This is a genomic window from Arthrobacter mangrovi, assembly GCF_026011795.1.
In the GTDB taxonomy this organism is placed as follows: domain Bacteria; phylum Actinomycetota; class Actinomycetes; order Actinomycetales; family Micrococcaceae; genus Crystallibacter; species Crystallibacter mangrovi.
Map to the genome: position 1 here is coordinate 166,899 of NZ_BRVS01000007.1, position 13,979 is coordinate 180,877.

The following is a 13,979-nucleotide window of genomic DNA, read 5'->3' on the forward strand; positions in this document are numbered from 1 at the left end:
GGCCCTACGCCCCCTCGGAGGTCAGCGGGGTATTGAGCGCGCCGTCGAGGACCGTGGGGTGGCCCCGGTAGAACGTGGCGACGACGCGGCCGGGCAGTTCCCTGCCGGCGAACGGCGAGTTGCGTCCCTTGGTGGCCATCCGCTGCGGGTCAACCTGCCAGCGCGCGGCGGGGTCGACCAGCGTGATATTCGCGGCCGAACCGGTTTCCAGCGGCTGTCCGTGGCCGGCGAGCTGCCCGATCCCGGCCGGAGCCGTGGACATCACCCGCGCGACGTCGTCCCAGCCGACCAGGCCTGACTCGACCATGGTGTGCTGCACGACGGACAGCGCGGTTTCCAGCCCGGTCATGCCCATTGCCGCCTGCGCCCACTCGCATTCCTTGGCTTCGCTGGGATGCGGCGCGTGGTCGGTCCCGACGATGTCGATCGTGCCGTCGGCGAGGCCGGCCCGGAGCGCCTTGACGTCCTCGTCGGTGCGCAGCGGCGGATTGACCTTGTAGACCGGGTCATAGCTGCGGACCAGTTCGTCCGTCAGCCACAGGTGGTGCGGCGTGACCTCGGCAGTGACCTTGATGCCTCGCTGCTTGGCCCAGCGGATGATCTCCACCGACCCGGCCGTGGAAACATGGCAGACGTGCAGCCGGGAGTCCACATGCTGCGCCAGCAGGACGTCGCGGGCGATGATGCTCTCCTCGGCGACCGCCGGCCAGCCCGTCATGCCGAGGACCGCGGACACCGCGCCCTCGTTCATCTGGGCCCCGTCCGTGAGCCGCGGCTCCTGGGCGTGCTGGGCGATGACGCCGTCGAACGCTTTGACGTACTCAAGCGCCCGGCGCATCAGGATCGGGTCGTGGACGCACATGCCGTCGTCGGAGAAGACCCGGACCCGGGCGCGCGAATCAGCCATGGCGCCCAGCTCGGCCAGCCGTTCGCCCGCCAGCCCGACGGTCACGGCGCCTACCGGCCGGACGTCCGTCCAGCCGGCCTTTTGGCCCAGGGTGAAGACCTGCTCGACGACGCCGGCGGTGTCGGCCACCGGAGAGCTGTTGGCCATGGCGTGGACGGCCGTGTAGCCGCCCAGCGCCGCGGCGCGGCTGCCGGTCTCGACGGTCTCGGCGTCCTCGCGGCCGGGCTCCCGCAGGTGGGTGTGGAGATCCACGAGGCCGGGAAGCGCGACCAGGCCGTCTGCGTCGATGACCTCCGCCCCGGATGCGCTGACGCCGGTACCGGTTTCGGCGATGATCCCGTCGCGGACCAGCAGGTCGGTGCGGTCTCCGCCGCCGATGGCGGCTCCCCGGATCAGGTAGGCCGCGGATGTTTCGGGTGCTGTGCTCATCTGGTGGCCTCCTGGGTTGGTGCGGCGGGCGTGCTGTCGCCCGAGAGCAGCAGGTACAGCGCAGCCATGCGTACGGAGACGCCGTTGCGGACCTGCTGGAGAACTGTGGAACGCGGCGAGTCGGCCGCCGCGGCCGAGATTTCCAGGCCCCGGTTCATCGGGCCGGGGTGCATGATGATGGTTTCCTTCGCGCCAGCGGCATCCAGCGCGGCGAGCCTCCGGTCATCGAAGCCCCAGCGGCGCGAGTACTCGCGGGTGGAGGGGAAGAACGCGGCATTCATCCGCTCGCCCTGCACCCGCAGCATCATCACGGCGTCCGGACCTCCGGCCAGCGTCTCGTCGAGGTCGTAGCTGACCGTGCAGGGCCAGTGCTCCACGCCGACCGGCAGCAGCGTGGGCGGCGCCACCAGCGTGACGTCCGCGCCCAGCGTGCGGAGCAGCCAGAGGTTGGACCGGGCCACCCGGGAATGCAGGACATCGCCGACGACGGCCACCTTCATGCCGGCCAGGTCGGTGCCCGCCGATCCGGTGCCGTTGACGCGTGCCCAGTTGCGCCGCATCGTGAACGCGTCCAGCAGGGCCTGGGTGGGGTGTTCGTGCGTCCCGTCGCCGGCGTTGACGACGGCGGCATCGATCCAGTCCGAGGTCGCGAGGCGCGCGGGGGCGCCGGAGGCCCAGTGCCGGATAACGACGGCGTCCGCGCCCATTGCCTCGAGGGTCTGCGCCGTGTCCTTGAGCGACTCGCCCTTGGAGACCGAGCTGCCCTTGGCGGCGAAGTTGATGACGTCCGCCGAGAGCCGCTTCGCCGCGGCCTCGAAGGAGATCCGGGTGCGGGTGGAGTCCTCGAAGAACAGGTTCACCACGGTGCGGCCGCGCAGCACGGGGAGCTTCTTCACTTCCCGCTCGGATACCGCGGCCATTTCCTCTGCGGTGTCCAGGATCCGGATGGCCTCGGCCTTGTCCAGGTCTTCGGTCGAGAGCAAATGCCTCATGCGCTCCAGTCCTCGATGACGACTTCGTTGACCGGCGCGCCGTCGCGGGCGTCGGTTTCGGCCAGCCGGACGCGGACCTTCTCGACCGAGGATGTCGGCAGGTTCTTGCCGACGTGGTCCGCCCGGATGGGCAGTTCGCGGTGCCCCCGGTCCACCAGGACGGCCAGGCGCACGATCCGGGGCCGGCCGAGGTCCACCAGGGCGTCCAGGGCGGCGCGGATGGTCCGGCCGGAGTACAGGACGTCGTCGACCAGGACGACGACCTTGTCGTCGATTCCGGAGGACGGCAGCTGGGTGGGCAGCGGAGCGCGGGTGGGCTGGCGCTTCAGGTCGTCCCGGAACATGGTGACGTCCAGCTGGCCGGTGATGTCGTCGGCCTTGACGCTGCCGTCGGCGGCCTCGATCTTGGCCGCGAGGCGGCGGGCCAGCGGAAAGCCGCGCCGCGGGATGCCCAGCAGGACGAGGTCTTTGGAGCCCTTGTTCGATTCAAGGATCTCATGGGCAATGCGAGTGAGTGCGCGGTCGATGTCCGCTTCGGCGAGAACTACACGTGATGACTGCGGCGAAACCGTGCCGGACGTGTTCATCTGATGCCGCCTCCTTCCCCGCCTCACAGGACGGACTTAAAGGTTGGTTGCCCAACCAACGTACCACAGCGGAAGGACCGTCCTGCGCCCGGAACGGCCGAAGGTGGCCCCCGTCACGGGGACCACCTCCTGCACGGTTTTTCGGGCGCCGAACCGGCGTTCGATCAGGCCAGCAGCGTGGGCTTGAGCTGCTGCAGCCGGCCCAGGAGACCGTTGATGAACGACGGCGATTCATCCGTCGAGAGGGTCCGCGACAGTTCCACTGCTTCACTGACCGCGACACCGTCGGGGACGTCGTCGTTGTACAGCAGCTCCCAGGTGCCCACGCGCAGGATGATCCGGTCCACGCTGGGCATGCGCTCCAGCGGCCATCCCTGCGAGTAGGTGGACAGGAACTCGTCGATGGCCGGCTGCATGGCCATGACGCCCTCGACGATGTCCACCGTGTAGGGATTGATGCTCTGGTCCGTCTTGTCACGCCGGTCGCGCAGGGCCTCGGTGGGCCGGACCGAGCGCTGCTCGGCCTCGAAGAGGATGTCGACGGCGCGGCGGCGGGCCTTGCCGCGGGCGGAAGTGGGTGCACTCACTAGTCGTTGACTCGTCCCAGGTAGTCGCCGCTGCGGGTGTCGACCTTGACCTTGGTACCGGTTTCCAGGAACAGCGGAACCTGGATCTGGTAGCCGGTCTCCACGGTGGCGGGCTTGGTTCCGCCGGTGGAGCGGTCGCCCTGCAGGCCGGGCTCCGTGTAGGTGATCTCCATGACCACGGACGCCGGCAGTTCGATGTACAGCGGGGTGCCGTCGTGCATGGCGATGTTGACCTTGATGTTTTCCAGCAGGAAGTTCTCGTCGTCACCGACGACGGCGCCGGGTACGGTCACCTGGTCGTAGTCCTGGACGTCCATGAAGACGAAGTCGTCGCCGTCCTTGTACAGGTAGGTGTAGTCGCGGCGGTCCACCGTGGCGGTCTCGATCTTCAGGCCGGCATTGAAGGTCTTGTCCTGGATCTTGCCGGAGACAACGTTCTTGATCTTGGTGCGCACGAAGGCGCCGCCCTTGCCCGGCTTGACATGCTGGAACTCGATGACATTCCACAGCTGGCCGTCCATGACCAGCACGGTCCCGTTCTTGATGTCGTTGGTTGTCGCCACAGTTTCTCTTTCGTCGATTCAAGCGCCAGAAAAGTTCACGGATTATTCTACCCGCTCGGAAGCCGCCTCTCGTCGCGCCTCAGTTGTCCGCGATCTCCTGGTAGGCGGCGAACAGCAGCGACGTGTCCGGAACCTCGAGGATGCCGGGCTTGCCGACGGCGTCGAGGACCACGAACCGCAGCAGGTCGCCGCGGGCCTTCTTGTCCCGCTTCATGCCGTCGAGCAGCGCCGCCCAGCGGTCGCGGCGGTAGCTGACCGGAAGCTCCAGCAGCTCGAGGATCCGCTTGTGCCGGTCGGCCGTGGCGTCGTCGAGCCGCCCGACCATCCGGGACAGCTCCGCCGCGAACACCAGGCCCACGGAAACAGCTGCCCCATGGCGCCACTGGTAGCGTTCCGCCAGCTCGATGGCGTGGCCCAGGGTGTGGCCGTAGTTCAGGAACTCGCGCCGCCCGGATTCTTTGAGGTCCGCCGAGACAATCTGCGCCTTGACGGCGATGGACCGTTCGACGAGCTCGCGCACCTCGGCCGAGGCCGGATCCGCGACGGCCTCGGGCTTGGCCTCGATCAGGTCCAGGATGGCCGGGTCGGCGATGAAACCGCACTTGACCACCTCCGCCATGCCGGTCAGCAGCTCATTGCGGGGCAGCGTGGCGAGGGCGTCCAGGTCGGCCAGCACGGCAGCCGGCGGGTGGAACGCGCCGACCAGGTTCTTGCCCTCGGCCGTGTTGATGCCGGTCTTCCCGCCGACGGCCGCATCCACCATGCCGAGGAGGCTGGTGGGAATGTGCACCACCTTCACGCCGCGCAGCCAGGTAGCGGCGACGAAGCCGCCTACGTCGGTTACGGCGCCGCCGCCGACAGTCACGATCGCATCGGAGCGGGTGAAGTCGTTCTGGCCCAGCACCTGCCAGCAGAACGAGGCGACCTGGATGTGTTTGCCCTCTTCGGCGTCCGGGATTTCCGCGGTCAGTGCCGTGAAGCCGGCGGCCGAAAGCGCCTCACGCACGGTGTCTCCGGTGGAACGCAAGGCACGCGGGTGGATGACCAGCACGCGCTGGACCCGCTCCCCCAGTACCCCGGGAAGCCTCTCGAGCAGTCCGTGTCCGACGACGACGTCGTAGTTCTCGTTCGGAGCTGTGCCGGTGACCTTGATGATGGTCGGTGTCTGGGTTCCGTGGGTCACGGGGTGTGCCTTTCTTCAAGCTTCTGTTCGAGCATCGCGGTCAGCTCATCGACCAGTTCCTGCTGGGACTTGCCCCGGGTCACCAGCACGATGTCCGCCAGCTTCTGGTATGTCGGCCGGCGGCGCCGGGACATCTCGAGCCATCGTTCCACCGGGTCGCCCACTAGCAGCGGGCGCCCGCTGTCCCGCTGGATCCGCGGGCGGACGGTCTCCAGGTCTGCGTCGAGGAATACGACGTCGCAGCCCGCCAAGAGCTGCTGGGTGCCGGTGTCCAGGATGGCCCCGCCGCCGAGCGAGACGACGCTCGGCTCGTCGGCCGCGGACAGCACCGCAGCCACCTCGCGTGCCTCGATCTCGCGGAAGCCGTGCTCGCCCTGGGCGGCGAAGATGGACGGAATGGAACCGTGCTTGGCCACGATCTTCCGGTCCGTGTCGACGAAGGTCAGCCCGTGCAGGGTCGCGAAGTGCTGGCCAAGCGTTGATTTACCTGAGGCCATCGGTCCGATCAGGACAAGATGGCGCTCCAACGTGAGCGGCATCAGGACGGCACTAGCTCCCGATCGAGTCCAGCGACGCCGGGATGGCTTCGACATAGCTGCGGATATTCCGGGCGGTCTCGGCGAGGGAGTCGCCGCCGAACTTTTCCGTGACGGCCTCGGCCAAAACCAGCGCCACCATGGCTTCGGCCACGACGCCGGCGGCCGGCACCGCGCAGACGTCCGAACGCTGGTGGTGTGCCTTGGCGGCCTCGCCGGTGCTGACGTCGATGGTCTGCAGCGCGCGGGGAACCGTAGCGATCGGCTTCATCGCGGCGCGGACCCGCAGCGTGTCGCCGATGCTCATGCCGCCCTCGATGCCGCCGGCGCGGTTGGTGGACCGGACGATGGTGCCGTGCTCGTCGCGGACAATTTCGTCATGCGCCTCGGAGCCGCGGCGGCCCGCCGTCTGGAAGCCGTCGCCCACCTCCACGCCCTTGATCGCCTGGATGCCCATCAGGGCAGCGGCCAGCCGCGCGTCCAGCCGGCGGTCCCAGTGGACGTAGCTGCCTAGTCCCGGCGGCAGCCCGTAGGCCAGCACCTCGACCACGCCGCCGAGTGTCTCGCCTTCCTTGTGGGCGGCGTCGACCTCCTGCACCATGGCCAGGGACGTTTCTGCGTCGAAGCAGCGCAGGGGATCCTCGTCCAGCGCGATCACGTGCCGCGGTTCGGGCACCGGACCGCCTTCCGGGACGGACACGCGGCCGAGGGACACGGTGTGGCTGACAAGTTCGATGCCGAGGGCCTTCAGGAAGTTCGCGGCCACGGTGCCCAGCGCTACGCGGGCGGCGGTCTCGCGGGCGCTGGCGCGTTCGAGCACCGGGCGGGCTTCATCGAAACCGTACTTCTGCATGCCCGTGAAGTCGGCATGCCCGGGACGGGGCCGGGTCAGGGGGGCGTTGCGCGCGGATTCGGCCAGTTCGGCCGGATCGACCGGCTCGGCGGACATGACCTTCTCCCACTTGGGCCACTCGGTATTGCCGACCTGGATGGCGACGGGGCCGCCCTGGGTCAGGCCGTGGCGGACGCCTCCGAGGATGGTGACCTGGTCCTGCTCGAACTTCATCCGGGCGCCGCGGCCGTAACCAAGCCGGCGGCGGGCCAGGGCATCCTGGATATCCGAGATGTGCAGTTCGACGCCGGCGGGGACGCCTTCGACAATTCCAACCAGGGCCGGACCATGGGATTCACCGGCGGTTAACCAACGCAACATGCCATCAATACTGCCATGCTTGCGGGGACCCTTCAGCGCCGGGAGGCACCGACCGCGTCACACATCACATTTGTGACTTCGGCAGCGTTCGTGAACCGCTCCCCGGCAAAGAGCCGCACCTGCTCCACGGCCTGGTAGATCAGCATCTCAAGCCCATGCACGACGATGCCGCCCTGCCGCTGCCATTCGGCGGCGATCGCGCTGGGCCACGGGTCGTACGCGGCATCGAGCAGCACTCCCCCGGGACGCCGCCTCGGCGCCCCGGCGAGCCGTTCCGCCAAAGAATCCGCTCCGTGCGGCGGCAGGGTGGAGATCACGGTGTCCGCTTCGGCAAGGGCTTCTGCCGCGGCATCCCAGCCGCGGACTTCAAGCGGGATGCCGAAGTGCGCGGCGACCGCCTCGACGCCGGACGCCTTGGCCGGGTCGCGGAGGCAAAGCGCCACCGAGGACGGCTCCAGCGACGCCAGAGCCGCGGCCGCCGCCGCCGCGGTGCCGCCTCCGCCCAGAATGAGGGCCGGGGCGCCGTCCTGCACGCCGGCGTGCCGCAGCGCCCCGATAATCCCGGCCACGTCCGTATTATGGCCGCTCAGCGAGACCCTGCCGCCGTCGTCGTACTCTGCCACCACGGTGTTGAGGACACCCAGGACCTGCACCAGCTCGCTGGTCCGGTCCATCAGCGGCACCATGGCCGACTTCAGGGGCATGGTGACCGAGAGGCCCGCCCAGCCCGGCTCGGAGCGCAGCGTCCGGATGAATCCGGGCAGCGCCTCGGGCGTGACGTCGATGGCGCGGTAGCTGCAGTCGAAGCCAATCAGCTCATAGGCTGCCCGATGGAGCGCCGGCGACTTCGAATGGCCGATCGGATGGCCCAGCACCGCTGCCCGGCATCCGCTGCGGCCCGAGCCGCCGGCGGGTGCGGCCGGCATGCTTAGTCGCACCGTCCCTCATCCTGCTCGCTGCACCACTTCAGGTATTCCTTGGTGTAGGCGTTGTGCTCTTCCAGCGTCTCGGAGAACTTGGTCTCGCCGGTGTCCAGGTTGACCGTGACCCAGTAGTAGTACGGCACGTCGTCCGGATTCGCGGCCGCGTCGATTGCCGGGCCGCCCGGGGAGTTGATCGGGCCAACCGGCAGGCCGGTATGCGCGTACGTGTTGTACGGGTTGTCCTTGTCCGCTTTCTCTTCCGGCGTGATGTCGTACCCCTTGCGGCCCAGGCCGTAGGTCACCGTGGCGTCGGACTGGATGAAGCCGTTGGTCTCCGTATTGTCCGGCTTCAGCCGGTTCTCGATGGCGCCCGCCACCGCCCCGTAGTCCGCCTCGCCCGCCTCGGCCTCGATGATGCTGGCAACCGTCAGGACGTCGTACTGCTGGTTCGGGTCGGTAATTCCGTCCTTTTCCAGCCGCTCGAAGGTGTTGTCGACCATGGTCTTGAGGATTTCCTCGGCGGTGGCCTCCAGCGGGAAGCGGTACTCCGCCGGGAACAGGTAGCCGTCCAGGTTCCGCGCCTTGTCCGGCAGGCCGAACGCGGCCGGGTCCTTGGCCAGGGTTTCAAACTCGCTGACGGCAATCCCGGTGCCCTTGGAGAGGGCCTCGAAAACCTCCTGCTGGCGCCAGGTCCGGTTGATGGCGGCGTAGTTTACGCCTTCTTCCTGGGCGAGGAGGACGCCGGCGGCGTCGGCTGCCTTCATCTGCCGCTTGAGCTTGTACTCGCCGGGCTGGACTTCGCGTCCATCGGCCTGGTTGGCCAGTTCGTCGATGAACTTGTCCGAGGAGGCCACGACGTCCTGATCCACCAGCGAGCCGGCGATCGCGAGCGGGCCGGCGCCCTGCTCGACGGTGACGGTCACCTCGCCCTCGCCCGGGCCCGGATAGTCCTTCAGGTCATTCATGCCGAGCAGGTTCTGCAGGAACAGGACCACGCCGACGAGGGCGCCGGCGAAGAGGCCGAAGACCACCAGCAGCGCGATATTGCGGCGACGCCGCCGCTGCCGCTTGATCTTGTTGCGCCGGCTGCGCTTGCGTGCCGGAGGTTCCGGATCGTAGTCGGGCCCCAATTCGCCCTCGTAGTCCAAGGCGTGCTCGGCCTCGAACTCGTCGAGCGATTGCCCGGCGGGCCGGTAGTCCGGATAAGGAGGGTTCTCCGGATAGCTTTTGCTCACCGCTTGTTCTCACCATCATTGTCATGTACGCGTGGAATCTCGGTCTCGTCTTCCCCTGGACCTGCGCCGGGCGCCTGGACAGGGTCCGGCGCGGCCACGGGGGTGCCCACGTCCCGTCCTTGCGCACGCTGCATATCCAGGGCGTGCTGCAGGATCTCCACTGCAGCGACCTGGTCAACAACTTTACGGTGGTCACGGCTGCTCATGCCAGCGCCGTGCAGCGTGCGGTGGGCGCTGACGGTCGTCAGCCTCTCGTCGACCAGGCTGACGGCCGTGTCCAGTCCGGCCGCCGAGAGCGCGGCCGCGAGCCGTTCGGCATAGTCGCGGGCCATCCGGGTGGAGGCCGATTCCCCGCCACGCATGGTCCGGGGCAGCCCCACGAAGACCTGGACGGCGGAACGCTCCGCTGCTTCCTTCACCACCAGGCGAATGTCGCTGTCCTTCTTGGCGTCGCGCTTGAGCGTCCGGATCGGGGTCGCCAGGATGCCCGCCGGGTCCGAGCCGGCCAGGCCCACCCGGGCCTGGCCGACGTCGACCCCTAGCTTGCTGCCGGCGGGAGCGATTGCGCTGGACACGTTGTGCGCCTTAGCCCCGGTTGGCCACGGCCGCGACGATTGCGGCCAGCGCGTCGTCGATCTTCGAGGCGTCCTGGCCGCCGCCCTGGGCGACGTCATCCTTGCCGCCTCCGCCGCCGCCGAGTACCCCTGCGGCGGTCTTGACGAGTGCCCCGGCCTTCACTCCGGCCTGGCGGGCGGCTTCGTTGGTGGCCACGAGGACCAGCGGGCGGCCGTTCGCGACGGCGGTGAGCGCCACCGCGGCGGCGTCGCTGCCCAGGCGGGTCCGCAGGTCCAGCGCCAGCGACCGCAGGTCATCGGCACCGCCGAGCGAGCCGGCGTTGTGCGCCAGCAGCCGCACACCGGCCACGTCCCGGGCCTGGTCCACAAGCTTCCCGGCAGAGGCTGCGAGCTGCTCCTTGCGCAGCTTGTCCAGTTCCTTCTCGGCTGCCTTGAGCTTGGCCAGGGTGGCGGCGATGCGGTCCGGCAGCTGCGGGCCGGGCACCTTCAGCATCTCGGACAATTCGGTCACGAGCGCGCGTTCGGCGGCAAGGTGGCGGAACGCCTCCATGCCGACGAAGGCCTCGACGCGGCGGTTGCCCGACCCGACGGACTGTTCGCCGAGCAGGGTCAGGCTGCCGATCTCCGCGGTGCTGTCGACGTGCGTGCCGCCGCAGAGCTCGCGCGACCAGGCGCCGTCGATCTCCACCACGCGGACGGTATCCCCATAGGCTTCGCCGAACAATGCCGTGGCGCCCAGCGCCCTGGCCTCGGCCAGCGGCATGACCCTGGTGGTGACGCCGAAGTTGTTCCGGATCGCCAGGTTGGACACTTCCTCGATCTCCGACTTCGCGGCGGCGCTGATGCCCTCGCCCCAGGAGAAGTCGAACCGGAGGTAGCCGGCCTTATTGAAGGAGCCGCGCTGGAGCGCCTCCGGGCCCAGGATCTGGTGCAGGGCCGCGTGCACGATGTGCGTGCCGGTGTGGGCCTGCTCTCCCGCCTGGCGGCGCTGCTCGTCGACGGCGGCCAGCACCTTGGCATCGGACGAAATCTCGCCTTCGCGGACCACCGCCTTGTGCACGCTGAGGCCCTTGACCGGGCGCTGCACGTCCATGACCTCCACGACGAAGCCGTCGCCGGTGATCAGGCCGACGTCGGCGGCCTGGCCACCCGCCTCGGCGTAGAAGGGGGTCTCGTTCAGCACGAGTTCGATTTCGTCGCCCTGGCCCGCGTAGCCCACGGTAGCTCCGTCGCTGACGATGCCGCGGACGGTGGATTCGGTGGTCAGCTCGTCGTAGCCGGTGAAGACCGTCTCGCCGGCGGCGAGCATCTCCTTGAAGACCCGGACATCGGCGTGGCCGGACTTCTTGTTGCGCGAGTCCGCCTGCGCGCGCTGGCGCTGTTCGGCCATCAGGCTGCGGAAGCCCGCCTCATCGACCTGCAGGCCGGCTTCCTCCGCCATTTCCAGGGTGAGGTCGATCGGGAAGCCGTAGGTGTCGTGCAGGGTGAAGGCGTCTTCGCCGGACAGCGGCTTGCCCGCGGCCTTGGATTCCTTCACCGCTTCGTCCAGCCGGGCCGTACCGGAGGCAATGGTGCGCAGGAACGCCTTCTCCTCCGCGTAGGCAATCCGGCTGATGCGTTCGAAGTCCGACTCGACGACCGGGTAGGTGCCCTTCATCGCGTCGCGGGAGACGGGCAGCAGTTCGGGGAGGACAGCCTGCTCGACCCCGAGCAGCCGCATGGCCCGGACGGCGCGGCGGATCAGGCGCCGCAGCACGTAGCCGCGTCCCTCGTTGGACGGCGTCACGCCGTCGGAAATCAGCATGAGGGCGGAGCGGACATGGTCCGCGACCACGCGAAGGCGGACGTCGTCCGTGTGGTGGGGATCGTCGTCGGACTCGGCACTGGTGTATTCCTTGCCGGACAGCTCGGCCGCCTTGTCGAGCACGGGGCGGACCTGGTCCGTCTCGTACATGTTCTCCACACCCTGGAGGATCATGGCCAGGCGCTCCATGCCGAGCCCGGTGTCGATGTTCTTCTTCGGCAGTTCGCCGAGGATTTCGAAGTCCTCCTTGCCGATGCCCTCGCCGCGCTGGTACTGCATGAAGACCAGGTTCCAGATTTCGACGTAGCGCGTCTCGTCCGCGATGGGGCCGCCCTCGATACCGTACTCGGGGCCGCGGTCGTAGAAGATCTCCGAGCACGGACCGGCGGGGCCGGGCTGGCCGGTGGACCAGTAGTTGTCCTTCTTGCCGGACTTCTGGATGCGTTCGGCCGGCACGCCGACTTTGTCCCGCCAGATGGCCAGGGCCTCGTCATCCTCCTCGTAGACCGTCACCCAGAGACGGTCGGCCGGGAGGCCGTAGCCGCCTTCTTCGACCGGCGTGGTGAGCAGCTCCCAGGCGAAGGGAATGGCCTGCTCCTTGAAGTAGTCGCCGAAGGAGAAGTTGCCGCACATCTGGAAGAACGTGCCGTGCCGGACGGTCTTGCCGACTTCCTCGATGTCGGCGGTGCGGATGCACTTCTGGACACTCGTCGCGCGGTTGAACGGCGGCGTCTCTCGCGCCGTCAGGTAGGGAATGAACGGCACCATGCCGGCCACCGTGAAGAGCAGCGAGGGGTCGGGCGAGACCAGCGACGCCGAGGGCACGACGGCGTGTCCCTTTTTCTCGAAGAAGTCGAGCCAGCGGCGGACGATCTCATGGGACTTCATGGTGCCTAATTACCCTTCCGGTGGTACAAAATGCGGCGAGCGGAAAGCTGCCGGAGAAAAATCTAGCGCGTCCGGACGTCATCTGCGGAATCGATGCCGAGCGCAACGCGGAGGTCCGCTTCCCGCTCGGTCATGCCTTCCCGCAGCGCGTTCGCGAAATCCGCGATGCTGTCGGCCACGCCCGCCACGGCGCGGTTAAGGCCCTCGGGGCCAATGGCCTGCTTGGCCGAGTTGAGTTTGCGCATGGCCAGGACGCCGATCGCGATGCCGGCGCCCATCCAGATGAGCCGCTTCATAATGTGGTTCCTCCCTCAGCCGTCAGCGGCTGCGCCGGCCGCGGCCGGTGGACTTGGATCGGGCAGAGAAGGCGGTGCGCACACCGTAGGAGAACGCCGCGACCTTGATCAGCGGCGAGCCGATCGTCGCCGCGACCAGCGAGGAGAGTGCCGAAACGTTGGCGGTCGCGTCCGATACGTTGGACGAGATTCCGTCGACCTTCTTGAGCTGCTCGTTCGTGGTGTTGACCGTGGTGGTCACCTCATCGATCAGCGGGGTGGTCCCGTCGCTGATGGACCGGATAGTGGTGCGGAGCTCGTCGAAGACCTTCCCCAGCTTCAAGACCGGGACGGCCAGCAGGGCCACCAGCACGGCGAACACGCCCGCGGCGATCAGACCGGCAATATCTCCACCTGACATGGAACTCCTTTGCAGTTTTGTGCGCGTCCCGCCCGGCCGTTCACGGCACTGGATTCGGCTGGCGACGTCGGTGCTTTGCGTCTGAAGTGCATCCGCACCTCATATGTACCTTACCTACTGAACAGCCCGCGGCGCTTGCCACGGGCTGTTCAGTAGGGGTTCCGCTGCTGCGGTATCCAGTTGTCCGCAGCCGGTCCTCGTCAGACGGAGACCGGCTCCCGGCCGGGATTAGCGTGCGTAGTACTCGACGACCAGCTGCTCTTCGCAGGTGACCGGAACCTCGGCGCGCTTGGGGCGGCGGACCAGGCGGGCCTGGAGCTTCTCAAGCTGGACATCCAGGTAGGCCGGAACCGTCGGCAGAACGTCGCGGTGGGCGCCGGCTGCCGCAACCTGGAACGGCGGCATCTTCTCGGAGCGCTCGTGCACGTGCACCAGCTGGCCTTCGGCAACGCGGAAGGACGGACGGTCCACGCGCTTGCCATCAACCATGATGTGGCGGTGCACGACCAGCTGGCGGGCCTGGGCGATGGTGCGGGCGAAGCCGGCACGCAGGACCAGCGCGTCAAGACGCATTTCCAGCAGCTCGATCAGGTTTTCACCGGTCAGGCCGGCGGTGTTGCGGGCCTCTTCGAAGACACGGGTCATCTGTGCTTCGCGGATGCCGTACTGGGCACGCAGGCGCTGCTTTTCGCGCAGGCGGACGGCGTAGTCGCTGTCCTGCTTGCGGCGGGCACGACCATGCTGGCCGGGACCGTACGGGCGGCGCTCCATGTACTTCTCGGCCTTGGGGGTCAGGGCAATTCCCAGGGACCGCGAAATGCGGACCTTGCGGCGGGCTCGTGTGTTGTTAGCCACGATGTC

General features: G+C 68.3%; 15 protein-coding genes. All 15 read right to left on the reverse strand.

Annotated features, from left to right (window positions below; translation table 11 throughout):
- Nucleotides 1–4: 4 nt before the first annotated feature.
- Entirely contained in the window at nt 5–1,336 is a 1,332-nt protein-coding gene (locus AHIS1636_RS09235) for a dihydroorotase (protein ID WP_264795538.1), read from the reverse strand.
- Nucleotides 1,333–2,328, reverse strand: coding sequence for an aspartate carbamoyltransferase catalytic subunit (locus tag AHIS1636_RS09240; RefSeq protein ID WP_264795539.1), 996 nt, complete (start codon nt 2,326–2,328; stop codon nt 1,333–1,335). Before AHIS1636_RS09240 ends, AHIS1636_RS09235 begins: the two co-directional genes overlap by 4 nt.
- Complete coding sequence (gene pyrR / locus AHIS1636_RS09245) at nt 2,325–2,915, reverse strand: bifunctional pyr operon transcriptional regulator/uracil phosphoribosyltransferase PyrR (RefSeq protein ID WP_264795540.1); 591 nt, start codon at nt 2,913–2,915, stop codon at nt 2,325–2,327. Before pyrR ends, AHIS1636_RS09240 begins: the two co-directional genes overlap by 4 nt.
- Before the next feature lie 164 nt (nt 2,916–3,079).
- Complete coding sequence (gene nusB / locus AHIS1636_RS09250; protein WP_264795541.1) at nt 3,080–3,502, reverse strand: transcription antitermination factor NusB; 423 nt, start codon at nt 3,500–3,502, stop codon at nt 3,080–3,082.
- Nucleotides 3,502–4,065 (reverse strand): elongation factor P, encoded by a 564-nt coding sequence (gene efp / locus AHIS1636_RS09255; protein WP_264795542.1) that lies wholly within the window; start codon nt 4,063–4,065, stop codon nt 3,502–3,504. The genes nusB and efp overlap by 1 nt, the downstream gene beginning before the upstream one ends.
- A gap of 79 nt (nt 4,066–4,144) precedes the next feature.
- The gene (gene aroB / locus AHIS1636_RS09260; protein ID WP_264795543.1) at nt 4,145–5,248 is read right to left on the reverse strand and encodes a 3-dehydroquinate synthase; all 1,104 of its coding nucleotides are present in this window, start codon (nt 5,246–5,248) and stop codon (nt 4,145–4,147) included.
- Entirely contained in the window at nt 5,245–5,787 is a 543-nt protein-coding gene (locus tag AHIS1636_RS09265; protein ID WP_264795544.1) for a shikimate kinase, read from the reverse strand. Before AHIS1636_RS09265 ends, aroB begins: the two co-directional genes overlap by 4 nt.
- 10 nt (nt 5,788–5,797) lie before the next feature.
- A complete protein-coding gene (gene aroC / locus AHIS1636_RS09270; RefSeq protein WP_264795545.1) occupies nt 5,798–6,997 on the reverse strand; it encodes a chorismate synthase in 1,200 nt (399 codons plus the stop codon).
- Nucleotides 6,998–7,029: 32 nt separating this feature from the next.
- Nucleotides 7,030–7,923 (reverse strand): shikimate dehydrogenase, encoded by an 894-nt coding sequence (locus AHIS1636_RS09275; RefSeq protein WP_264795546.1) that lies wholly within the window; start codon nt 7,921–7,923, stop codon nt 7,030–7,032.
- Nucleotides 7,924–7,925: 2 nt separating this feature from the next.
- Nucleotides 7,926–9,155 (reverse strand): endolytic transglycosylase MltG, encoded by a 1,230-nt coding sequence (mltG, locus tag AHIS1636_RS09280; RefSeq protein ID WP_264795547.1) that lies wholly within the window; start codon nt 9,153–9,155, stop codon nt 7,926–7,928.
- Nucleotides 9,152–9,730, reverse strand: a complete 579-nt coding sequence (gene ruvX / locus AHIS1636_RS09285) for a Holliday junction resolvase RuvX (protein ID WP_264795548.1) — start codon at nt 9,728–9,730, stop codon at nt 9,152–9,154. The genes mltG and ruvX overlap by 4 nt, the downstream gene beginning before the upstream one ends.
- Nucleotides 9,731–9,740: 10 nt before the next feature.
- Complete coding sequence (gene alaS, locus AHIS1636_RS09290; protein ID WP_264795549.1) at nt 9,741–12,422, reverse strand: alanine--tRNA ligase; 2,682 nt, start codon at nt 12,420–12,422, stop codon at nt 9,741–9,743.
- Nucleotides 12,423–12,484: 62 nt separating this feature from the next.
- Nucleotides 12,485–12,718, reverse strand: coding sequence for a hypothetical protein (locus tag AHIS1636_RS09295; RefSeq protein WP_264795550.1), 234 nt, complete (start codon nt 12,716–12,718; stop codon nt 12,485–12,487).
- A gap of 22 nt (nt 12,719–12,740) precedes the next feature.
- On the reverse strand, nt 12,741–13,118 hold the full coding sequence (locus AHIS1636_RS09300) for a DUF948 domain-containing protein (protein WP_264795551.1): 378 nt from the start codon (nt 13,116–13,118) through the stop codon (nt 12,741–12,743).
- A gap of 228 nt (nt 13,119–13,346) precedes the next feature.
- Entirely contained in the window at nt 13,347–13,973 is a 627-nt protein-coding gene (gene rpsD / locus AHIS1636_RS09305) for a 30S ribosomal protein S4 (RefSeq protein WP_264795552.1), read from the reverse strand.
- Nucleotides 13,974–13,979 lie beyond the last annotated feature (6 nt).